This window comes from Flavobacterium chryseum, from assembly GCF_004362015.1.
GTDB lineage: Bacteria > Bacteroidota > Bacteroidia > Flavobacteriales > Flavobacteriaceae > Flavobacterium.
This window is the reverse complement of sequence record NZ_SNWW01000005.1, coordinates 227,816-250,203: the sequence shown is the minus strand read 5'-3', so window position 1 is coordinate 250,203 and position 22,388 is coordinate 227,816. Positions and strand designations below refer to the sequence as shown.

Annotated in this window: 16 protein-coding genes and 3 tRNA genes; 13 read left to right on the top strand and 6 right to left on the bottom strand. The window is 34.8% G+C overall.

Annotated elements, in window-relative coordinates; all coding sequences use genetic code 11:
- Positions 1-21: 21 nt before the first annotated feature.
- Positions 22-300, bottom strand: a complete 279-nt coding sequence (locus EV143_RS11765; protein WP_133508130.1) for a putative quinol monooxygenase — start codon at positions 298-300, stop codon at positions 22-24.
- 2 nt (positions 301-302) lie between these two features.
- Positions 303-905, bottom strand: a complete 603-nt coding sequence (locus EV143_RS11760) for an NAD(P)H-dependent oxidoreductase (RefSeq protein ID WP_133508129.1) — start codon at positions 903-905, stop codon at positions 303-305.
- A gap of 240 nt (positions 906-1,145) precedes the next feature.
- Between EV143_RS11760 and EV143_RS11755 the strand changes: the two genes are divergently transcribed.
- A complete protein-coding gene (locus EV143_RS11755; protein WP_133508128.1) occupies positions 1,146-1,991 on the top strand; it encodes an AraC family transcriptional regulator in 846 nt (281 codons plus the stop codon).
- 131 nt (positions 1,992-2,122) lie between these two features.
- Here EV143_RS11755 and EV143_RS11750 read toward each other — a convergent pair whose 3' ends face one another.
- Both EV143_RS11750 and EV143_RS11745 read right to left on the bottom strand, forming a co-directional pair.
- Positions 2,123-2,884, bottom strand: coding sequence for a C40 family peptidase (locus tag EV143_RS11750; protein ID WP_133508127.1), 762 nt, complete (start codon positions 2,882-2,884; stop codon positions 2,123-2,125).
- Positions 2,885-2,954: 70 nt separating this feature from the next.
- Complete coding sequence (locus EV143_RS11745) at positions 2,955-4,133, bottom strand: acetyl-CoA C-acyltransferase (protein ID WP_133508126.1); 1,179 nt, start codon at positions 4,131-4,133, stop codon at positions 2,955-2,957.
- Between the two features lie 240 nt (positions 4,134-4,373).
- Between EV143_RS11745 and EV143_RS11740 the strand changes: the two genes are divergently transcribed.
- The 3 genes from EV143_RS11740 (at position 4,374) to EV143_RS11730 (ending at position 4,657) form a co-directional block, all read left to right on the top strand.
- Positions 4,374-4,457: transfer RNA gene (locus EV143_RS11740), tRNA-Ser, on the top strand.
- A gap of 15 nt (positions 4,458-4,472) precedes the next feature.
- Positions 4,473-4,547 (top strand) — tRNA-Pro (locus EV143_RS11735).
- A 36-nt stretch (positions 4,548-4,583) separates the two neighbouring features.
- A tRNA-Arg gene (locus tag EV143_RS11730) sits at positions 4,584-4,657 on the top strand.
- Positions 4,658-5,221: 564 nt separating this feature from the next.
- On the opposite strand, the gene EV143_RS11725 is transcribed toward EV143_RS11730, so the two are convergent.
- Entirely contained in the window at positions 5,222-5,503 is a 282-nt protein-coding gene (locus EV143_RS11725; RefSeq protein ID WP_133508125.1) for a hypothetical protein, read from the bottom strand.
- Positions 5,504-5,909: 406 nt separating this feature from the next.
- Here EV143_RS11725 and EV143_RS11720 point away from each other — a divergent pair, with 406 nt between their 5' ends.
- From EV143_RS11720 to EV143_RS11695, 5 genes are all read left to right on the top strand, one after another.
- Positions 5,910-6,959: an NADP-dependent oxidoreductase gene (locus tag EV143_RS11720; protein ID WP_208111270.1), complete on the top strand. Its 1,050-nt coding sequence runs from the start codon at positions 5,910-5,912 to the stop codon at positions 6,957-6,959.
- A 205-nt stretch (positions 6,960-7,164) separates the two neighbouring features.
- The gene (locus tag EV143_RS11715; RefSeq protein WP_208111269.1) at positions 7,165-7,470 is read left to right on the top strand and encodes a nuclear transport factor 2 family protein; all 306 of its coding nucleotides are present in this window, start codon (positions 7,165-7,167) and stop codon (positions 7,468-7,470) included.
- Between the two features lie 31 nt (positions 7,471-7,501).
- Positions 7,502-8,410 carry a helix-turn-helix domain-containing protein gene (locus EV143_RS11710; protein ID WP_133508124.1) on the top strand — a complete coding sequence of 303 codons (909 nt, stop codon included), beginning with the start codon at positions 7,502-7,504 and terminating at the stop codon, positions 8,408-8,410.
- 878 nt (positions 8,411-9,288) lie between these two features.
- Positions 9,289-11,055 (top strand): Ig-like domain-containing protein, encoded by a 1,767-nt coding sequence (locus EV143_RS11700; protein ID WP_133508123.1) that lies wholly within the window; start codon positions 9,289-9,291, stop codon positions 11,053-11,055.
- An 81-nt stretch (positions 11,056-11,136) separates the two neighbouring features.
- On the top strand, positions 11,137-13,161 hold the full coding sequence (locus tag EV143_RS11695; protein ID WP_133508122.1) for an OmpA family protein: 2,025 nt from the start codon (positions 11,137-11,139) through the stop codon (positions 13,159-13,161).
- A gap of 252 nt (positions 13,162-13,413) precedes the next feature.
- Here EV143_RS11695 and EV143_RS11690 read toward each other — a convergent pair whose 3' ends face one another.
- Complete coding sequence (locus EV143_RS11690) at positions 13,414-13,836, bottom strand: response regulator (protein WP_133508121.1); 423 nt, start codon at positions 13,834-13,836, stop codon at positions 13,414-13,416.
- 300 nt (positions 13,837-14,136) lie between these two features.
- Here EV143_RS11690 and EV143_RS11685 point away from each other — a divergent pair, with 300 nt between their 5' ends.
- The 4 genes from EV143_RS11685 (at position 14,137) to EV143_RS11670 (ending at position 22,317) form a co-directional block, all read left to right on the top strand.
- Positions 14,137-14,463, top strand: coding sequence for a DUF6660 family protein (locus EV143_RS11685; protein ID WP_243739850.1), 327 nt, complete (start codon positions 14,137-14,139; stop codon positions 14,461-14,463).
- 97 nt (positions 14,464-14,560) lie between these two features.
- Positions 14,561-18,886, top strand: a complete 4,326-nt coding sequence (locus EV143_RS11680; RefSeq protein ID WP_133508120.1) for a CusA/CzcA family heavy metal efflux RND transporter — start codon at positions 14,561-14,563, stop codon at positions 18,884-18,886.
- Positions 18,886-20,145: an efflux RND transporter periplasmic adaptor subunit gene (locus EV143_RS11675; protein ID WP_133508119.1), complete on the top strand. Its 1,260-nt coding sequence runs from the start codon at positions 18,886-18,888 to the stop codon at positions 20,143-20,145. Before EV143_RS11680 ends, EV143_RS11675 begins: the two co-directional genes overlap by 1 nt.
- 150 nt (positions 20,146-20,295) lie before the next feature.
- The gene (locus EV143_RS11670; RefSeq protein WP_133508118.1) at positions 20,296-22,317 is read left to right on the top strand and encodes a heavy metal translocating P-type ATPase; all 2,022 of its coding nucleotides are present in this window, start codon (positions 20,296-20,298) and stop codon (positions 22,315-22,317) included.
- Positions 22,318-22,388: the final 71 nt, after the last annotated feature.

Sequence of the window (22,388 nt, the reverse complement as noted above, 5' to 3'; positions counted from 1 at the left end):
AGTGCAATTCGTGGCAAAAAATCATAGTAATTGAGTTGTTTTATAAACCTGAATTGGCGCTGAAACAAATGATTCGCTTTTTACAATAAAATCTTGCAAATACGGCTGATTATTATGAAAATCAAGTCCGGCTTGATCTTTCCATTCTTCCCAAATGATGAAAACATTTTCGGTTGTATGAAGATCGTAACGTAGACAAGCTTCTTCTTTTCGGGTTTGTTGAACTAAATTGAGGATTATGTTGCGAACTTCGTCGATGTTTTCCTGTTTACTTTTGATAATTGCAGTTATGGATATCATGATTATAAAGTTTTTAGGGTTTGTTCTAAATGATTTTTGTAATTTTTCTCAAAGATGACAATGTTTTCAGCAGTTGCACCTTTTTCAACGTCATGAAAATGGAAACTATTTAATTTTTCCATACCTACAAATTTATTCATTTTATGGAAACCAAACATCGCTCCGTCATCTACAGATGTTTCTTCGAAAAATTCTTCCGGAAGTGTAAAAGCAGTTGCAGGCGCATTCCAACTTGTGGTTAGCATGTATTTACGTCCGTGTAATTGTCCGCCGGTTCCGTAATTAATATCTGGATTGGTTCTTGTTCTTCCGTCACTTTTGTAAATTCCTTTGTTGTGTCCGGCTGTGAAAACGTCGTCGATGTATTTTTTGAAACCATTTGGTAACTGAAACCACCAAATAGGGGTGTGGTAAATAATTAGATCTGCCCAAACGAATTTCTCGACTTCTTCATCTAAGTCGAATTCTTGTTTTATGTCGGTTGTTTTAATTTCGTAATTTTTACTTTTTAAGTATTCGATTGTCCAATTGGTAACCGTTTGATTGAATTTTCCACCTGAATGTGCGAAATTTTGACTGCCGTTGATGATAAATATTTTCTTCATGTTGTAAATGTTCTTGTTTCCGGAATTATGTGAGGGTAGGAGCGATATCTTTTTTTTCTTTAAAAAATAAAAGATGTAGCGGATAACCCCATCCCGCTTTTTCTGCGGTGTAACATCCAAAAACTGTTTATTATTTTTATATTTTAATTATTTGACAAAATTATACCATTTTTAAGACTATTAATTTGTACATATTTGTCTTTTTTAGGTATATTTGCAAACTCAAATAATAACAGAATTATGAAAAAAGAAAATTTATACGAACCGTTTACCGTTTCTTTTGAAACTTTAGATGAATATCCGGATGTTGGAGATCGTCATAATTTTTTTGAATTGGTCTATATTTTAGAGGGGACAGGCAGGCAGTGTATCAACAAAAATATTTTTGAATACAATGCAGGACATATGTTTTTATTGACACCAGAGGATTGTCATAACTTTACGATTGAAACCGAAACGAAGTTTTTCTTTTTAAGATTTAATGATATTTATTTGAAGAATTCCAGTTTACAGAATGAAAATATTCAGCGTTTAGAATATATTTTGCAAAATGCAAATCATCAGCCGGGTTGCATTTTAAAAAATCATGCCGATAAATGTTTGGTAAAAGTGATGGTTGAAGCGATTATTCGTGAGCATCAGGATAAAGATGTTTATAATAAAGAATTGATTCAGCAATTGGTAAATACTTTAATTATTGTTGTAGCGCGAAATATTGCGAAGTATTTGCCGGAACAGGTAAATGTAGGTTCTGAAGCAAAAGCGATGGATATTCTGCAATACATTCAAACCAATATTTATTATCCGGAAAGAATTAAAGCGGAATCAATAAGTGATTATTTCGGAATTTCGAATACTTATTTAGGTCGTTATTTCAAGAAGCACGCTAACGAAACGATGCAGCAATATATCAGCAATTATAAAACAAAATTAATTGAACATCGTTTGCAATTCAGTGAAAAGCGAATTAATGAAATTGCTTATGAATTTGGTTTTACTGATGAAAGTCACTTTAATAAATTCTTTAAAAAGCAACGAGGAAATAGTCCTTCAGAATTTAGAAAAACGATTCGTATCAGTGCGTGATAATGGGACGCGGATGACGCGGATTCGCAAGCGAAAACACGGATTATCGCGGATTTTTTTTGCCTCTGATTATACAGATTAAAATAATTTTTTAATTTGTGTTAATTTGTGAAATTTGTGGCAGAAAATAATTATATAATCTTCTTAATTACACGAAGGTTATGTGTGTGTTTATTCAGTTCAGCATTGTAAATTCCTAAATGGTCTAAGCGGTCGATGCGGACTTTTCCACTTCCGTGAATGATGTAATTATTGTCCATAATAATTCCAACGTGAATGATGTTTCCTTCTTCATTGTCGAAAAAAGCCAAATCTCCGGCTTCACTTTCTTCAATAAAACTTAAAGGTTCGCCTTCCAGTGCTTGTTGCGAGGCATCACGGTGAATTTTATATCCGTTTAATTTGTAAACCATTTGTGTAAAACCCGAGCAATCAATACCAAAAGGTGTTTTCCCGCCCCAAAGATAAGGTGCGTTCAAATACATAAAAGCGGTATTTATTAAAGCGCTTTTTGGTTTTATGCCACTTGTTTTTGTGCCTTCAAAATCAAAATTAGAGGTATTGATTTCGCTATTATTCAAAAACGATAAAGAGGCTCCAAGCGGAATTGGTAATAATAAATTATTTGAAGAAGTGATATAATCAATTAAATCAGCATTTAAAATAATGGCTTCATTGCTTAATTGGTTAAAATTGGCTTCAGAAATAACCTGATATTGTTTAGAATCTACCCAGCCTTCATATTCATCAAAATGAATTTTTATTCGCGACCATTGATTTTGGCGTTCTAAGATTTCGATGTGTTCGCCAAACAAAAGTTGTGTAACGATTTCACTTCTGTCACTTGGCTCAGATCGAACGGGTACTATGGCTAGATTGCAAATTCCGAACATTTAGGGTAATTTATAAGTTGAAAATCAGGAGTTATTTATTACTAAATAACTCCTGATTTAGTAATATTATTTAAGCTCTTTCGATAACTATTGCAGATGCACCACCACCGCCATTGCAAATTGCAGCAGCTCCGGTTTTGGCATTATTTTGTTCTAAAACATTTAGTAAAGTTACGATGATTCTGGCTCCTGAACAACCAAGAGGATGTCCTAAAGAAACAGCTCCACCATTTACGTTCACTTTATTATTGTCAAGATTAAGGATTTTTGAATTGGCTAATCCAACAACGGCAAAGGCTTCATTGAATTCGAAATAATCAACATCACTAATTGCAATTCCGGCTTTGTCTAAGGCTTTTGGTAACGCTTTTGCAGGACTCGTTGTAAACCATTTTGGTTCCTGAGCAGCATCAGCATAACTTTTTATATAGGCAAGAGGCTTTAATCCTAATGCAATTGCTTTTTCCTCAGACATTAAAACTAAAGCAGCAGCTCCATCATTTATTGTTGATGCATTTGCAGCCGTTACAGTTCCGTCTTTTGTAAAAACCGCACTTAAAGAAGGAATTTTATCCAGTTTAACATTGGTGTATTCTTCATCTTTAGAAACAATAATTGGTTCGCCACGTCTTTGCGGAACTTCAACAGGAACAATTTCGCTGTCAAATTTTCCTGCATCCCAGGCTTTTGCACTTCTTTCATAAGACTGAATAGCAAAGTTATCTTGTTCTTCACGGCTAATGTTGTATTCAGACGCACATAAATCAGCGCAAACTCCCATTGCGTTGTTATCGTAAGCATCTGTCAAACCATCTTTTTGCATTCCGTCAAGCATAGTTGCAGGACCAAATTTGTTTCCGTTACGCATTTGCACGTAGTGTGGAATCAAACTCATGTTTTCCATTCCTCCGGCTACTACAATTTCTGCATCTCCACAAGCAATGGCTTGCGCGGCAAACATTACAGCTTTCATTCCAGAGGCACAAACTTTGTTTACAGTTGTAGCCACAACTTCTTCAGATAATCCGGCAAAAAGTGCTGCCTGACGTGCTGGCGCTTGTCCAACTCCGGCTTGCACTACATTTCCCATGAAAACTTCATCAACTAATTTTGGGTCAAGGTTAATTTTTTGAAGGGCTCCTTTTATAGCAGCAGCGCCTAACTTTGGTGCGGGTACGGTAGATAAACCTCCCATGAAACTTCCGATAGGTGTTCTAACGGCAGAAACGATAACAACTCTTTTGTTCATTTTCTGTTAATATTAGTTAATCAAGCAAATTTACTCTTTATTTGAATAAATTCAAATTTTGGAGCAATTCGATTGGATTTTAAATTTAATATGAATTTTTTGTTAATTCTATTCGTTTGATTGTTAAGCGGTTTAAAAAAAAGATTGAAAAAAGATAAAAAAAAGCGCAGAAATAGTTGTGAGTAATATAATGTTGTCTTACATTTGCAACCGCAAAATAGGACATGTTTCCTTGAGCTTGGAGAGGTGCCAGAGCGGTAATGGAGCAGATTGCTAATCTGTCGACGGGTAACCGTCGCCAGGGTTCGAGTCCCTGTCTCTCCGCTTAATTTTTGCCTTCGGGGTGTAGCGTAGCCCGGTTATCGCGCCTGCTTTGGGAGCAGGAGGCCGCAGGTTCGAATCCTGCCACCCCGACTTTTTTTTATAAGTCTTTTATAAAAAACTTATTATGGTTCCATAGCTCAGCTGGATAGAGCAACGCACTTCTAATGCGTAGGTCGAAGGTTCGAATCCTTCTGGGATCACTCAAGAGGATAATCGTAACGATTATCCTCTTTTTGTTTTGCGTAATTTTAGTTTTTTAAAATTGTTAAATTTCTGTGGCAAAAGTGTGGCAGAGACGATTTTTAAAATTAAAATATCAACGTTTACAGGAGCTGAGAGCTTGTAGTTCGAATCCTTCTGCGTTCAACAGACCTCCAAATATATTTTATATTTTTGAAGGTTTTATTTTTAAATAATTGATTTTTAGTTATTTAATTTCTTATTTAAATTATGGACTGTTTGTCGTTTTTTACTACCAATAAAAATAACCTTCTTTATCACGAAATATTGCTGCACCCTTTAAATTACTGCTTTCAGGTTTATCTAAAGCTTTTTTATGCAATTGGTTCGATGTGCGCGTTCGATGAGGTAACAGGATTAGAACCATTTTTAAAATTTGATTTACAGTACTTTGTTTTAAAAAAGGATTTGTTAAATAGCATAAAAGGGATGAATTATACTCTGTTTTTGTAGAAAATAATTTTAACAGCGTTATTTTAGCTAAAGTCCGAACCACTTTTAATATCAATTTTTTTTGAAAAAAATTAATTCCATAATATTTTATTATTTATCTTAATAAGGCCTTTTATAGTTATTAAACTTTCGTCAGTATCTGAATTAAGAAATATATAACCCTCGTATTCCAGCAAGATTAAAGTATCTAGCAGCTTTGCTTGATTTTCCCTTTCAGCAATATTATCAGTAAATTTCGAAACATTAGAAACTGATGTTACAACTTTTGTCAACTCTTCTAAAGTGTAGCTCGTGCTGTATTTGTCAGCAAGTATCTGAAGAATTTTTGTAAAAAAAGATAGATGAGATTCCATATATAATTGCTTTAACTATATATACGAAGATTGATTCTTTTAGATTATTTAATTACTATCAGAAACTGAAAATTAATATTGATTTGCGGATATTTATACAATCTGATGTAGAGGGATAGATTTTTCTAAATTACTATAAGAACAATATTTTCTACTTATAAATAGATGGATTGTTTAAGAACTAAAAGAGAAAAATATTTGGACTAAAAAGAAAAATACGTTTTTTTTAATGCTTGTATCTTAGTAACTGAAGTTTATGATATTGAGGATTAACTCCAAAAGAATTCCAAAACTAAATTAAAACTGCTTATTCAACTTCACCTTCCCGCAATTTGGCTACACTTTTGACAAATGAGGCTAATTTTCTGTAATTGCACTCTTTTACCTTTGTTAAATAAAATTAATAATGATGAAAGATAGTATAGAAACACCGAATCAGATCGAATCAGATCATAAAATGAAGGCCATTTTACAGTATGAATTTGGGGGTCCTGAAGTAATGAAATATGAAGAAACTCCAATGCCCGACTTAAAGCCCGGAGAAGTTCGCGTCCGAGTACATGCAATTGGTGTCAATCCTCCAGATTGGTATCTTCGTGACGGATATAAAATGCTGCCTCCGGAGTGGCAGCCTCAGGTGCCTTTTCCTGTAATTTTAGGTACTGACATTTCAGGAGTGGTAGAAGCTTTAGCGGATGATGTGTTAGAATTCTCTGTTGGTGAAGAAGTGTATGCAATGGTTCGTTTTCCTAGTTATGGACCTAGTAGAGCCTACGCGGAATATGTAACTGTACCAGCCTCAGAATTGGCTCGCAAGCCTTCCGGAATAAGTCATATTGAAGCGGCAGCAGCACCCATGTCTTTACTTACAGCATGGCAATTTATGATTGAACTAGGTCATAATGAACCAAATCCACTTCAAGCACATACGCATCATCCAGTGCCCTTAAAAGGGAAGAGGGTTTTGGTGAATGGAGCCGCAGGAGGAGTGGGTAATTTTGCTGTACAATTAGCGAAGTGGCAGGGCGCTTATGTAATTGCGGTAGCTTCGGGAAAACATGAAGCTTTCCTGCGTGATCTTGGTATTGATGAATTTATCGACTACACTAAAACACAACCTGAAAAAGTTGCTCATGAAATTGATTTGGTAATTGACTCTGTTGGAGGTCCGGCCAGCGGCCGCTTTTTACAAACATTAAATAAAAATGGTGCATTGTTTCCAATATTTCCATTGGGATTCTCAGGGAATGAGGAGGCTGAGAAACTTGGAGTTATTGTATCAGCAACTCAAGTACGATCAAGTGGTTCTCAACTTGCAAAAATAGCCCCTTTATTATCAAATGGAACAATCCGTGTTGCTATCGACAGTACATTTCTGCTTGCAGATGCTCAACTGGCTCACAAGAGGGCAGAACAAGGGCACATTCAGGGTAAAATTGTTCTTACAGTAGATTAACTTATAAGTATTACAAGGCTGTTTTTAATTAAAGACAGCCTTGTAATTTAATGATTCTCTTAAAACTAATTAAAATGAATATAAAAGAACTGACAGATAAGATCTTGTTAAGGGAACTTGTTGATAACATTTCCATTTATGGAGATAAAAAAGATTTTGATAAACAATTGCAATATTTTCCTCAGATGCAATTTCTGAAACCTTTATGAATGGTAAGTCATTGCTAAGATTAAAAGGAAGAATTGAAATGAAAGCTGCTTTTGCGGAGTTTTTAAAAGACTATGATGTTGTTTATCATTTTAATGGACAACAAAAACTCAACATAAACCAGGATATTGCTACAGGTGTTCTTTATTGCCTGATCACTCTGATAGGAATTGAAAATGATAAAAAGATTAAAACATCAATAGGGGCGACTTATGAAGATGAGTATATTCTTGAAAATGGTCAATGGCTTGTATCAAAAAGAATTGGAAGTTTTGAATGGCAGGACAAAATAGAAATAGTTTAATGTATTTTTATAATTCGTAAATTAGCTGACTATGAAAGCAAAAGCAGAACCTATTTTTTTCAACACGATTTCCTCGTATTTGCGAGCTTTAGGACTGCCTAAACCTTTGCATCCATTAATTGCGCTTATAAAATACGATGGCGATAAAGTTAGCCGCGAAAATGCCGTACGAAGTTTTCTTGTAGATTTCTATAAAATTTCTTTTAAGGAGAATTTTAGCGGTAATGTAAAATATGGACAAGGATACTATGATTTTGAAGAAGGAGGTCTTGCTTTTTTTGCTCCTAATCAAGTTATAACCATGTCGACTGATGAAAGCTGTTATGAGGATGGATACAATTTATATTTTCACGCTGATCTTATTAGAAATTATCAGCTGGGAAAAACGATACAACAGTACGGTTTCTTTACTTATGCTGTAAACGAGTCACTTTTTATATCTGATAAAGAAAAAAAAATACTTATCGGACTATTTGAGAATATTGCTTCAGAACTTGACAATAATACAGATAATTTTAGTCAGGATGTTTTGGTTTCACAAATTGAATTGCTATTAAATTACAGCAACAGATTTTACAATCGACAATTCCTTACCCGTAGAGCCGTTCATAATGACCTTATTACTGAAATGGATGTCTATCTGGCTGGTCGATTTGCGCATCAGGATGGGGGAATACCTACTGTACTGGAAACCTCAGTTCACCTTGATGTATCTCCCAGATATCTAAACGACATGCTAAAGTCCTTAACCGGACTGAGTGCCCAGCAGTATATACATAACAGACTGATTGAGAAAGCAAAAGAAAAATTGGGCTCAACGAGGCTTACGGTAGCGGAAATTGCGTACCAATTAGGATTTGAGCATCCTCAGTCTTTTAACAAACTCTTTAAGCGCTACACAGAAATGACTCCAATGGGTTTTAGAAAAACTTTTAACTAATTAAATATTTAAAATCACCAAAAAGGCTGCATTTACTTTAAGTGTTTCTAAGCGCTAGACTTCTAAATGTTCTTTTCTAAAGGGACTAGTTCTATTTCATTTCCTTTTAATACTACTGGATGATTAATCCAATTGTTCTTCATAACTCTATTTTTTTAAACTTGCCGCTATTTTATAATCGCTTTTAATTAAACAACTGTCTAAATTCCAACGGTGAAAGATTAGTTTTTTCTTAAATAGGTTTCCGAATGTTTGAGGATATTCAAACTCCAATTGATAGGCAATTTCACTCCTTGATAAGCTGTTAGTTTATTTGTATGCTTTTAATATTAATGTAATAGATAGTTACCACTTATTCCCTTTGGCAACTCAGTTGTTACCCGCCGTTTTAGATATTGAAAGGAATGTTCTTAATTCGCGGTATAGTAACAATTTCCTATGTAGTAAGTTTTCTGTCAAGGGTTTAGCGCGACCGTTTATAAAGCTAAAATTTCAGCATTTTTATTCTTCAATCCCTATTATAATATTTATTAAAATTTTACGCTGCGATTGCGTTTTAGGGTGCAACAATAAAAGTCAATAATTTACGATACAATCAATATATAAGATTTGCCAATTTAAATTGTGCCATAAAAATTAAAAATAAAGTATGGCACTGAACAGATAATTTCAATTTTCACTATTGTTTAACGAATTAAAGCAAAATGCAAAATGACAGTTTTTACGTATGTTTAAAAATATTTATCAAAAAAACAGGTATTATGAGACAAAAGATGTTAATAATACAAACTTCAGAAGTAATTGTATAATGTTTATCCTCCATTCGACATCACCTTTACCCCATCAAAAATTTTAAATCTTAAACAAAACAAAATAAAATGAAAATTAAAAATTTACTCCTAACCTTTGCAATATTATGTATCGCACTAATTACCGGATGCGAAAATGATGATTTCGAAGAAGTCGTAGGAGTATGTCCTATAATTGAGTCGACAACTCCTCTAAGTAATGCCTTAAATGTTCCATTGGGACAAGTTATTACTGCAACATTCAACGAAGAAATGGATCCGAGTTCAATTACTTCAACTTCGTTTATTGTAGCCGGAACGTCACCAATTACAGGAACAATTACATATTCTGGAAGAACAGCCACATTCACTCCGCAAACTTTGCTGGCAGAGAATACAACATATACGGCAAAAATTACAACAAAGGCAAAAGACCTGAAAGGTAATTTTTTGCAGCTTGAATATGTTTGGGTATTTTCGACAGGAACACTTTTAAGACCTGTAGTTATTACTGCAGATCCTATCAATAATGCAACTGCAGTACCATTAAATCAAACAATTTCGGCAACGTTTAATATGCCTATGAATGCTGCTACATTAAACAATACCACTTTTAAGGTAAATCAAGGTGTTAATGCAGTAACAGGAACAATTTCATATACAGGATCAATAGTATCTTTTGTACCTACAACTCCTTTATTAACAAATAGAATTTATACCGTAACAATAACTACTGGTGCCAAAAATTCATTAGATACAGCAATGGCAGCTGATTATACGTGGAGTTTTACAACAGATATGGTGCCTACAGTAACGGCTACAGATCCTATGGATAATGCCATTAATGTAGCTTTAAATCAAACTGTAACCGCAAATTTCAGTATGGTAATGGATGCAGCATCAATCACTGCAGCATCAACATTTACTTTAAAACAAGGTGCAACAACAGTTCCCGGTTCAGTTTCGTACTCTGGTACTACAGCTTCGTTTAATCCAACAAATTCACTGGAATTAGGAAAAGTTTATACGGCTACAATTACAAATGCCGCAAAAAGTGCATCGGGAACTCCGTTAGCTAACGACTATGTTTGGAACTTTACTACAGTATTGTTACCACCTGCACCTATAATCATAGATCTTGGTACAGCTGCTATGTTTGGAGCTTTTGGTGGAAACGCCGGAATCACCAATCAGGGACTAAATACAGTAATAAACAATGGAAGTATAGGTACAACCGCAGCCTCAACTCTGGTTACAGGATTTCATGACGGCCTTATTGTTTACACCGAAACTCCTCTAAATGTTGGAAATGTTACAGGTGATATCTTTACTGCACCGCCAGCTCCCGGAACAGCTACTTCATTACTACTTGCACAAAAAGCATTATTAGATGCAAATGCAGCATATTTAAGTATTTCGCCAGCAGCAAAACCGGGTGGTTCAGATCCAAATGCTGGAGAATTAGGCGGCTTGACATTAGCTCCGGGTGTTTACAAATCAGCAAGTGGTACTTTCAAAATAACTAATGGTGACTTGACGCTTGATGCGAAGGGTGATGCTAATGCAACCTGGATTTTTCAAACTGCTTCAGGATTAACAGTTGGAATTGCAGGACCTACAGGTGCCAAAAGTGTTAAAATGATAAATGGCGGATTACCTAACAACGTTTTTTGGTACGTAGGTAGTGCAGCTACCATTAACAGTGCCGGTGGCGGAACTATGGTTGGAACTATAATTGCTAACTCTGGCGTTACTTTTTCTACTGCAGGAAATGCAAACCAAACAGTGCTAAACGGAAGAGCAATATCTTTAGTTGCTTCTGTTACCATGGTCAATACAACCATTAATGTCCCTTAAATAACATTTACTAAATAGTATATCATCCCGTCTTCGGACGGGATTTTTTCTCAATAAAAAACAATAACTAAATAAACGTAAATGAAAACTAACATTAGTTTTAAAACAAAAATATATAGCACCAAGACTTCAGGTAAAACTCTGTTAAACAGATTTTTACTTTTGATTGTCTTATGTTTAAGTGCTCAAGCAACGCTTCATGCGCAAGAAGTCTTTTATACGAAGCCTTCCTGGTTCTTTGGTGTAGCAGGTGCTACGAACTATAGTTTTTACCGTGGTTCGACCCATCAGCTTAACTCCAATATAACGCCTCCGGTCACTTTTCATAATGGTGAAGGAGCAGGCCTTTATTTGGCGCCACTTGTTGAATTTCATAAACCCGATACGAGGTTAGGATTTATGTTTCAGGCTGGTTATGATAGTAGAAAAGGTTCTTTTGATCAAAAAATGACTTCATGTAACTGCCCTGCAGATTTATCTACAGATTTAAGTTATATTACTATAGAACCAAGCATTCGTTTTGCACCTTTTAAATCAAATTTTTATTTGTATGGAGGACCGCGTCTGGCATTTAATGTAGATAAAGCATTTAAATATTCATTAGGAACTAATCCGGCTTATCCTGATCAGGAAGAAACGGCTGATGTAAGAGGTGATTTTGATGCTATAAACAAAACGATTATTTCAATGCAGATTGGAGCAGGTTTTGATATTCCGTTATCATCACAATATCATAAAACACAATTTGTTTTATCACCTTTTATAAATTTTCAGCCTTATTTTGGACAACATCCGCGCTCAACCGAGACCTGGAGTGTAACTGCTCTTAGAGTTGGTATGGCTCTTAAGTTCGGACGAGGAAGTGCAGTTGAAACGCCTGTTGCAGCAATTACTCCATCAAAAGTGCAGTTTTCTGTAAATGCACCTAAAAATATTCCGGGAGAACGTAGCGTACGTGAAGTATTTCCTTTAAGAAATTATGTTTTTTTCGACCTTAATTCTAATAAAATACCAAGTCGTTACAAATTATTGAAAAAAGAAGATGTAAAAGATTTTGATGAAGATCAGATTGGAGTTACAGCTAGTGTAAATCCTTCAGGACGTTCCAGACGACAAATGACAGTTTATTATAACGTCATTAATATTTTGGGAAACAGAATGGTAAAAAATCCAGGATCTAATATTACACTTGTTGGTTCTTCTGAAAAAGGAACCGAAGATGGTACTGCGATGGCCGAATCAATTAAGACTTATTTAGTTTCAGTATTTCAAATAAATGCTGCCAGAATAACGACTAAAGGACAACTAAAACCTACCATTCCATCAGAACAGCCTGGCGCAACAAAAGAATTAGTATTGCTTCGCGAAGGAGATCGCAGGGTTTCTATTGAAAGCAATTCACCTGAATTATTGATGGAATTTCAAGTTGGTCCGGATGCATCGTTAAAACCTTTAGAACTTGTTACCGTACAAGAAGCACCGATTGATAGTTATATTACAATTGATGCAGCTGGTGCAGGAAATGCATACTCGTCATGGTCTTTAGAAACTACAGATCCAGACGGAAAAGTAAAAGCTTTTGGTCCTTATACTCAGGAAAAAGTAAGTATTCCTGGTAAAAGCATTATGGGAACACGTGCCGAAGGTGATTATAAAGTAAAGATGATTGGTAAAACCAAAAACGGTACTATTGAAGAAAAAGTAACCACTACACATATGGTATTATGGACACCTGCTAAAACAGATGAAGGTCTTAGATACAGCATTATTTTTGAATTTAATAAATCAAAAGCAATTGCGATGTATGAGAAATATTTAACAGATGTTGTAACGCCTAAAATACCTAAAAATGCAGTTGTCATCATTCATGGTCACACTGATATTATTGGTGAGGAGTCTTATAACCTGAATTTATCTTTAGACAGAGCCAATGAGGTAAAAAGTATTATACAAAATGCATTATCCAATTCAGGCAGAAAAGATGTGAAATTTGAAGTACATGGTTTTGGAGAAGACGAAAGTATGTCGGCTTTTGAAAACAAACTTCCTGAAGAACGTTTTTACAACCGTACAGTGATAATTGACATTATTCCAGCTGCAAAATAAATCGCAGCAGAATTAGTATATTTTATTGAGATTGCTATAAAAATGCACTCAAAGAAGATTAAATGGAAGCATAAAATGGAAGATTATGTTTTTATGGACGGCCCGTTTTATACTTATGTATAAAGCGGGTTTTTTTTGATCATAATACGGCATAAAAAATAACGTGTGAGTCACATTTGACTCACACGTTATTTTTGTTTGAAGTAACTAAGTTGAGCAACATTGCATCAAGTTAGCAAAGGCAGAATTAGTCTACGTATTAGGATGAACACAGTTTTTCCAGTATTCAATTACTACATTAACCATTGATTTTGTTTTATGATAATCATTTTCTTTTGTAAAAAAACCTTGAATACTCAGCGTAGTATAAGCTTCTTCAATGGCTTGTTCTGATGCTGCAGTAGAATAAAAAATAAAAGGAATACTCTTTTTTCTCAAAACAGGGTCAGCATCTATAAGGCGCTTTAGTTCAAGTCCGTTCATGATAGGCATATTAATATCACAAAAAATAATTAACATTTTTTCATCACTGCAGGAAAGGTAAGAAAGTGCTTCGGCTCCGTTCATCTTCCATACAATTTTATTCGTATTGCCTAGAGAAACAATTACATCCTCCAGGATTTCTTTATCATCTGCATCATCTTCCACTATTAGGATATTTCCGTTCTTTATCATTTGGTTATTTTTAAGGACACTAAATGTATGAGTTTTTTAAGTAAATCCATAATTCTAATAAAATTTATTTTACAGCTTCAATAATATTAATTTGTTATTTAGATAGTTATCCTGTTTTTTAAATTGAATTTTCAAAAAATAGTATTCATTTATGATGGCAATCATGATGCCGAAGTATTTATAAAGTGTAAATGATTTCCAACCGATTGAATGTTACTCAGAATAATTTTCTAAAATTTATCCTGAATTTAACATGACAGAAGTTACAATTGTATCTATAAAAATTCTACTTTTACAATCTTGAAACTTACAAACACCATATTATCAATTGTTTTATTAATTCTTTCGTGTATGCCTTGCGCAGATATGAAAGTAAATATTTCATTGGATAATAAAGCTGAATTTGCTTCAAACCAGAATCAACATTCTCACAATGAAGAAAATGATTTGTGTTCGCCATTCTGTGTCTGCAATTGCTGTAGTGTTCAAATATTAACCTACTTTCCTGTAACAACATTTAACTTCCCTATTGCTTCAGAAGTTATTAAATTACAATTACCAGGTTACAAATCTATTTCCTATTCCAATTTTTACGGAAGTATTTGGCAACCGCCTCAAATAGTATAATGATGCCCGAATAAATTCGGGTTAGAAAGTTGTGGTCTTATCACAAATACCGGCAAATATTTTATTTGCTGATTTCTAATTCATTATAATATTCTCAATGTTAGACAAAATCATACAATTTAGTATAAAGAATAAATTCATTATACTGCTGCTTACCCTTGTACTCATAGCCTGGGGAAGCTATTCTCTTAAAAATTTACCACTTGATGCCTTGCCGGATGTCACTAATAATCAGGTGCAGATTATTACTACTGCGCCCACTTTGGCAAGTCAGGAAGTAGAACAATTAATTACCTATCCGCTCGAACAATCCGTAAAAACCATTTCTAAAGTTATCGAATTACGAAGTATTTCCCGTTTTGGATTATCAGTAGTTACGGTTGTTTTCGAAGATAATGTGGATATTTATTGGGCAAGAGAGCAAATATTTCAACGTTTAAAGCAAGCCGAAGAAAATATCCCAAAGTATGTAGGTTCTCCCGAATTAGCACCAATTACAACAGGTCTGGGTGAAATATACCAATACGACGTGTACGCCAAAAAAGGATACGAAACTAAATACGATGCAGTACAATTACGAACCATTCAGGACTGGATTATAATTCCGCAATTGCAAGGTGTTGAAGGTGTTGCTGAAGTAAGCACCTGGGGCGGAAAACTGAAACAATATGAGGTCGCTGTTAATCCTAATAAACTAAATAGTTTAGGCGTAACCATTACGGACATTTTTAATGCCTTAGAAAAAAACAATCAAAATACCGGCGGTGCTTATATTGAAAAAGACCAGTATGCTTATATTATTCGTGGCGTTGGTATGGCAACCGGTGTTAAGGATTTAGAGAATGTGGTAGTGAGTAATAAAAACGGTTCGCCAATTTTAGTTCGAAATGTAGCCGAAGTTAGGGAAGGAGTTTCATTGCGCTATGGTGCATCTACCAAAGATGGCAAAGGCGAAATTGTTTCTGGTTTAGCCTTAATGCTAAAAGGAGAAAATTCAAGTGCAGTTGTAAAAAGAATCAAAGAAAAAATGATTCAAATTAACAAAAGCCTGCCGGAAGGGGTTGTCGCCGAAGCCTTTATAGACAGAGGGAAATTAGTTGATAATGCGATTGGAACTGTAACCAAAAATTTGCTTGAAGGAGCATTAATCGTAATTTTTGTATTGATTTTATTTTTGGGAAACCTTCGTGCAGGATTAATTGTGGCTTCTGTAATTCCGTTGGCGATGCTTTTTGCAGTAATTCTGATGAATTATTTTGGTGTAAGCGGAAATCTGATGAGTTTAGGGGCAATCGATTTTGGAATTATTGTCGATGGAGCTGTAATTATTGTCGAAGCCACGATGCATCATCTTCAAAAACTCAAAATGCAAAGAGATTTAACCCAATCTGAAATGGACGATGAGGTATATCAATCTGCCTCGAAAATCAGAAATAGTGCTGCCTTTGGAGAAATAATAATCTTAATTGTGTATTTACCAATTCTGGCATTAATAGGAACAGAAGGCAAAATGTTTAAACCAATGGCAATGACAGTAGGTTTTGCCGTACTTGGTGCTTTTATTTTGTCATTAACTTATGTGCCAATGATGAGTGCCATGTTCTTATCAAAAAACACCGAACATAAATCGAATTTTAGTGATAAAATGATGGCTTGGTTCGAAGGAATATATACTCCGTTTTTAGAAAAAACGTTGCGTTTCAAAAAAGCAGTTTTAGCAATTTCCCTTGGTTTATTTGTATTGGCAATAGTGATTTTTCAAAATATGGGAGGAGAATTTATTCCAACAATCGATGAAGGAGATTTGGCCTTAAATACTACAATTATGACCGGAAGTTCGCTTTCGCAAATGATAAAAACAACTACAGAATACGAAAAAATTCTAAAAGCAAAATTCCCGGAAATAAAAACCATAGTGGCCAAAATTGGCAGCGGTGAAATTCCAACCGATCCAATGCCAATTGAAAGTGCCGATTTAATTATTGTATTAAAAGATAAAAAAGAATGGACCGGAAAATATCACAACTGGGAAGACCTGGCCAATGCGATGAAAGAAGAAATGGAAGCTATTCCGGGCGCTAACATCGAAATTTCGCAACCAATTCAAATGCGTTTTAATGAATTAATGACGGGAAGCCGAAGCGATATTGCAATTAAGATATTTGGTGATGATTTAGAAATTTTGGATGCCAAAGCAAATGAATTGATTTCGAAAGTAAAAAACATCGAAGGCATTGGCGATTTAAAAGCCGATAAAGTAACAGGCTTACCACAAATTACCGTAAAATATGATTACAATAAAATTGCCTTATACGGTCTAAATATTACAGATATCAATCAAATTATCCGCTCTTCATTTGCAGGAGAAAGTGCCGGTAAAATCTATGAAGAAAGCAAACGATTTGACGTCGTGGTTCGAATGGATGCTGCTAACCGAACCGATATTACGGATGTAAGTAATCTGTTTATTCCATTACCAAACGGGCAGCAAGTCCCGCTTTCGCAAGTTGCAGCAGTTTCTTATGAACAAGGCCCTGTTCAGGTTTCCCGTGAAGATGGAAAACGCAGAATTACGGTTGGGTTAAACGTTCGCGGCCGCGACATTAAAAGCGTTGTCGAAGAAATTCAACAAAAACTAGACAAAAATTTCAAACTTCCGGCAGGCTATTATGTTACGTATGGCGGACAATTTGAAAACCTGATTGAAGCTACAAAAAGACTTTCAATAGCCTTACCCATTGCATTAGGGTTAATAGGTATTTTGTTGTTTTTTACTTTCAATAGTATAAAGCAGGCAGCATTAATATTTACAGCTATTCCGCTATCAGCCATTGGCGGTGTTTTTGCTCTTTGGATGCGAGGAATGCCTTTTAGTATTTCGGCAGGAATTGGATTTATCGCCTTGTTTGGAATTGCAGTCTTGAACGGAATCGTACTAATTTCGTATTTCAATCAACTTAAAACCGAAGGAATAACTGATCCTTTGCAAAGAGTTTTAATTGGAACCAAAACACGATTAAGACCGGTTTTAATGACAGCCGCTGTCGCATCTTTAGGATTTATGCCAATGGCTTTATCAACAAGCGGCGGAGCAGAAGTTCAAAAACCATTAGCAACAGTGGTTATTGGAGGATTATTATCGGCTACATTATTAACACTTATTGTTTTACCTATACTTTATTTATTATTTGAAAAAGGTATTAAAGGAAGAAAAAAAATGAAAACTCCAATCGTTACCGTAATTATTTTATTGATAAGCAGCTTTTCTTTCGCTCAAAACAGTCAGCCTGTTTCATTACAAAAAGCAATAGAAATGGCAAAAGCCAATAATGTCGATTTAAAAATTGCTGATAAAGAAATTGAAAAACAAACGGTCTTAAAAAAGACAGCCTTTCAGGTTGAACCTTTGCAGGTACAATATCAGGGCGGGCAATTCAACAGTGTCGATTATGATCATAATGTTTCGGTGCAACAGTATTTTCCCATTGGAACAATCACAAAAGCCAACCGACAATTGCAGGAAGAATTGGTAAAACTGGCTGAAAAGCGAAAAGCATTATCCGAATATGAAATTGAAAAAGCAGTAACAATTGCCTATTATCAATATTTGTATGGACTTTCGATTCAAAAACTAAATGCAGACTTGCTGGCCATTTATTCAAAATTCCTGAAAAATGCAGAACTTCGGTTTGAAACTGGTGAAAGCGGAAAAATTGAAGTAATTAGTGCCAAAGCAAAATCAAAAGAAATTGAAACCCAGCAAGCACAGCTTGAATTTGATTTGGCTATTTATCAAAAGCAATTGCAGTTTTTTATTCAGACCGAAGAAAATATTGTGCCCGATAGTACAACGCCAATACAGTTTTCAATACAATCAAATGAAAACCAATTAAAAGCCGAAACTTTAGTAACGGATTATTATACACAACAAATTTCAGTGTATGAAAAAGAAGCAAATACATTTAAAGCGTTGCGAACACCAAAATTAGGATTGGGATATTTTGGGCAAACAATTGATACAAAATCTTATTTTCAGGGATTTACCGCCGGTTTACAAATTCCGCTATTTGGCGGAGTAAATTCCGCCAAAGCTAAAGCATCAGCAATCAGTATTTCGCAATCACAATTAGAGTTAGATAAAAATAAATTGGCTTTGAAATTGAAAATGCAAGAATTGAAAAACGATTTTGATAAGCAGCAAAAAGCATTAGACTATTATCAAAACGAAGGTTTACAATATGCCGAACAAATTATTGCAACGGCTCAAAAAAGTTATGCTAACGGCGATATGAGTTACTGGTCGTACATCAGTTTTTTGAATCAGGCAATTGATATTAAAAAACAAAATGCTGAGGCGACAAATGCCTACAATCAAAGTGCTATACAATTGCAGTTTCCATCCACTTCTAAAATTTCTCAATAATGAAATCGAAGATTCACGAATTCAAAAAAATAAATAAAATTATGAGTAAAAATATAAATACAATTTCAAATATCAAGATAAAACTAACACTTCTTGCTTCTTGCTTCGTGCTTCTTACTTCTTGTGCTGATAAAAAAACCGAAGAAGCTGTTCATGAAGAAGAGAAATCAGAAAATGAAGTGGCATTAACTGAAATACAGTTCAAAACGGTAGGAATTCAAACAGGCTTTTTAGAAAACAGGAACCTTAATTTAGTGATAAAAGCCAATGGTTACACAACAGTTCCGCCACAAAATATGGCCAATATTTCTACCTTAATTGGCGGAACCGTTAAAGACATTTTAGTTCTTGAAGGTATATTTGTAAACAAAGGAAAAGTGCTGGCAACCATTCAAAATCTGGAAGTCGTTGAAATGCAGGAAGATTATAATTCGGCTATTGCCAATATTGAATACCTGCAATTAGAATACAATCGCCAGAAAACATTAAGTGATGAAAATGTAAATCCGAGAAAAATTCTTCAGGAAGTAAAAGCAAAATTAGCTGTTGAAAGAGCCAGAGCAAAAGCAGCAAAAAACAAATTACAAGCCCTGAATATGAGTACAAACGGATCAAGTTTAGTACCAATAGTCTCACCAATTTCAGGTTATGTGGGAAAAATTAGTATTGCTAAAGGAGCATTTGCAGAAACAGGAATCACACTTTTTGAAGTGGTCGATAATAGTCAGATGCACCTGGATTTAAACGTGTATGAAAAAGATCTGGGATCAATTTCTGTGGGACAAACGATAGATTTTATTTTAACAAATCAAGGCAACAAATCCATTAAAGGGAAAATATTTGGTATCAATAAATCATTTTCAAACGAAAGTAAAACCGTTGCCGTTCACGCCAAAATTAATCCTGCTGATTCTAAAGATTTAATTTCCGGAATGTATGTTTCTGCCAATATCAATATCAAAAACACGACCGTTCCGGCTTTGCCTAAAGATGCTGTCGTAAAAAATGGAGATAAATACTTTGTGTATATTCAGGAAGAAAACGAAGAAAAAAATGCAGCTACAAAAGCAGAATCTCAAGATAAAGAAGAACATAACGAAATTCATTTCAAAGCAATAGAAATTATACCGGGAACCACAGATTTAGGCTATACCGAAGTTAAGTTTGTTGAAGAAATTCCTGCCGATGCAAAAATTGTAATCAAAGGTGCATTCTATTTATTATCTGCTATGAAAGGCGGCGGCGAACACGAACATTAGAAAACAGTTTCTTATTGATGAGGAAGGAACAATTATAAAGTATAGAAGTATTAAAATTTGTAACTTTAAATTCGTTCTGTCACAGGCAATGAACGCACGCTTCATCATATAGTATTAAGGACGTTAAATATTATAATTTAAAAAATAAAGATGGCACATCAACATAACCACGATTCACACAGTGAACAATTGGATTGCACAGTAGAAGAAAAAAAGAATAAAAAGTCGGCTAAAAATAGTAATTGCTGCTCAACGGATGATGATGTTCATTCAGATGATGACGGACACAATCATGAACATAATGCAGAAGGCAGCACCTTTAAAATGTTCCTTCCGGCTATTATATCTTTCCTGTTATTGCTTGTTGCAATTGCATTTGACAATTATATACCACAAGATTGGTTTAAAGGATATGTACGATTAGCATGGTACATTGTTGCATATCTGCCAGTTGGAATTCCGGTTCTGAAAGAAGCATTTGAAAGTATAACCAAAGGTGACGTTTTCTCTGAATTTCTGTTGATGTGTATTGCAACACTTGGTGCTTTTGCCATTGGCGAATATCCGGAAGGTGTGGCTGTAATGCTTTTTTACACCATTGGAGAAGTGTTTCAAACTTTGGCAGTAAGCCGCGCAAAATCTAATATAAAAAGTTTGTTAGATCAACGTCCTGACGAGGCAACGATACTAGAAGATAATGTACCAAAAGTGGTAAAAGCCAATGAAGTTTCTATTGGAGCAATAATCCAGCTTAAAGCCGGTGAAAAATTGGGTCTTGATGGCGAATTACTATCAGAAACAGCATCATTTAATACTGCCGCTTTAACCGGTGAAAGCAAACCGGATACAAAAATAAAAGGCGAAACTGTTTTGGCAGGAATGATAAACGGAACAACCATCGCTCAGGTTAAAGTAACAACAGCCTATAATGACAGTAAGCTTTCTAAAATCCTTGAAATGGTGCAAAATGCCACAACGCAAAAAGCACCAACGGAATTATTTATCAGAAAGTTTGCAAAAATTTACACTCCAATAGTAGTTTTTCTCGCTATTGCTATTTGTTTACTACCTTATTTATTTGTCGATAATTATGTATTTAACGATTGGCTGTACAGAGCCTTGGTTTTTTTGGTAATATCTTGTCCATGCGCTTTAGTGATTAGTATTCCGTTAGGTTATTTTGGCGGAATTGGCGCAGCAAGTAAAAATGGAATATTGTTTAAAGGAAGTAACTTCCTCGACAGTATTGCCAATATTCAAAATGTTGTTATGGACAAAACCGGCACCATGACCGAAGGAGTTTTTAAAGTACAGGAAGTCGTTATTGCAGATGAATTTCAAAAGGACGAAATACTTAAAATGGTTAATGCTTTAGAGAGCCAAAGTACACATCCGGTTGCGACTGCAATTCATAATCATGTTGGCGAAATTGATGCTTCGATTGAACTAAAAAATGTAGAAGAAATATCAGGACATGGCTTAAAAGCAGAAATTAATGGAAAAGAACTTCACGTAGGTAACTTTAAATTAATGGATAAATTCAGGATTCAATATGATATTGACCCAAATTCTATTGTTTATACGCTGATCGCAATTGCCTATGATAAAAAGTTTGTTGGCTATTTAACCATTGCCGATTCGATTAAGGAAGATGCACAAGTCACTATCGACAAACTAAAAGCTATGGGAGTTAAAACAACAATGTTAAGCGGTGATAAAACCAATGTAGTGCAATTTGTAGCCAATAAATTGGGAATTGCAAATGCTTTTGGTGACTTATTACCGGAAGACAAAGTAAATAAGGTGAATGAAATCAAAGCCAGAAATGAAACCGTGGCCTTTGTGGGTGATGGTGTAAATGATGCGCCAGTAGTAGCATTAAGCACTGTCGGGATTGCAATGGGTGGTTTAGGAAGCGATGCTACAATTGAAACCGCTGATGTTGTTATTCAGGATGACAGACCCAGTAAAATACCAATGGCTATAAATATCGGAAAGCAAACCAGAAAAATTGTCTGGCAGAATATTACTCTGGCTTTTGTAGTTAAAGGAGTTGTTTTGATTTTAGGCGCAGGAGGTCTCGCTACCATGTGGGAAGCAGTCTTTGCAGATGTTGGCGTGGCATTATTAGCGATATTAAATGCAGTACGAATTCAAAAAATGAAGTTTTAGAGATAGATTAATGAGAAGAAACAGTATGAGATGCTTTTAAAAGATTTAAATTTTGTACTTGTGCTTTTACA

Coding starts and splice junctions, on each gene's coding strand:
- EV143_RS11670 (WP_133508118.1), top strand. CDS start 20,296: ATGGCACATCAACATAACCACGATTCACACAGTGAACAATTGGATTGC.
- EV143_RS11690 (WP_133508121.1), bottom strand. CDS start 13,836: ATGATAAAGAACGGAAATATCCTAATAGTGGAAGATGATGCAGATGAT.
- EV143_RS11745 (WP_133508126.1), bottom strand. CDS start 4,133: ATGAACAAAAGAGTTGTTATCGTTTCTGCCGTTAGAACACCTATCGGA.
- EV143_RS11755 (WP_133508128.1), top strand. CDS start 1,146: ATGAAAAAAGAAAATTTATACGAACCGTTTACCGTTTCTTTTGAAACT.
- EV143_RS11720 (WP_208111270.1), top strand. CDS start 5,910: ATGATGAAAGATAGTATAGAAACACCGAATCAGATCGAATCAGATCAT.
- EV143_RS11715 (WP_208111269.1), top strand. CDS start 7,165: ATGAATGGTAAGTCATTGCTAAGATTAAAAGGAAGAATTGAAATGAAA.
- EV143_RS11680 (WP_133508120.1), top strand. CDS start 14,561: ATGTTAGACAAAATCATACAATTTAGTATAAAGAATAAATTCATTATA.
- EV143_RS11675 (WP_133508119.1), top strand. CDS start 18,886: ATGAAATCGAAGATTCACGAATTCAAAAAAATAAATAAAATTATGAGT.
- EV143_RS11710 (WP_133508124.1), top strand. CDS start 7,502: ATGAAAGCAAAAGCAGAACCTATTTTTTTCAACACGATTTCCTCGTAT.
- EV143_RS11695 (WP_133508122.1), top strand. CDS start 11,137: ATGAAAACTAACATTAGTTTTAAAACAAAAATATATAGCACCAAGACT.
- EV143_RS11760 (WP_133508129.1), bottom strand. CDS start 905: ATGAAGAAAATATTTATCATCAACGGCAGTCAAAATTTCGCACATTCA.
- EV143_RS11725 (WP_133508125.1), bottom strand. CDS start 5,503: ATGGAATCTCATCTATCTTTTTTTACAAAAATTCTTCAGATACTTGCT.
- EV143_RS11700 (WP_133508123.1), top strand. CDS start 9,289: ATGAAAATTAAAAATTTACTCCTAACCTTTGCAATATTATGTATCGCA.
- EV143_RS11750 (WP_133508127.1), bottom strand. CDS start 2,884: ATGTTCGGAATTTGCAATCTAGCCATAGTACCCGTTCGATCTGAGCCA.
- EV143_RS11765 (WP_133508130.1), bottom strand. CDS start 300: ATGATATCCATAACTGCAATTATCAAAAGTAAACAGGAAAACATCGAC.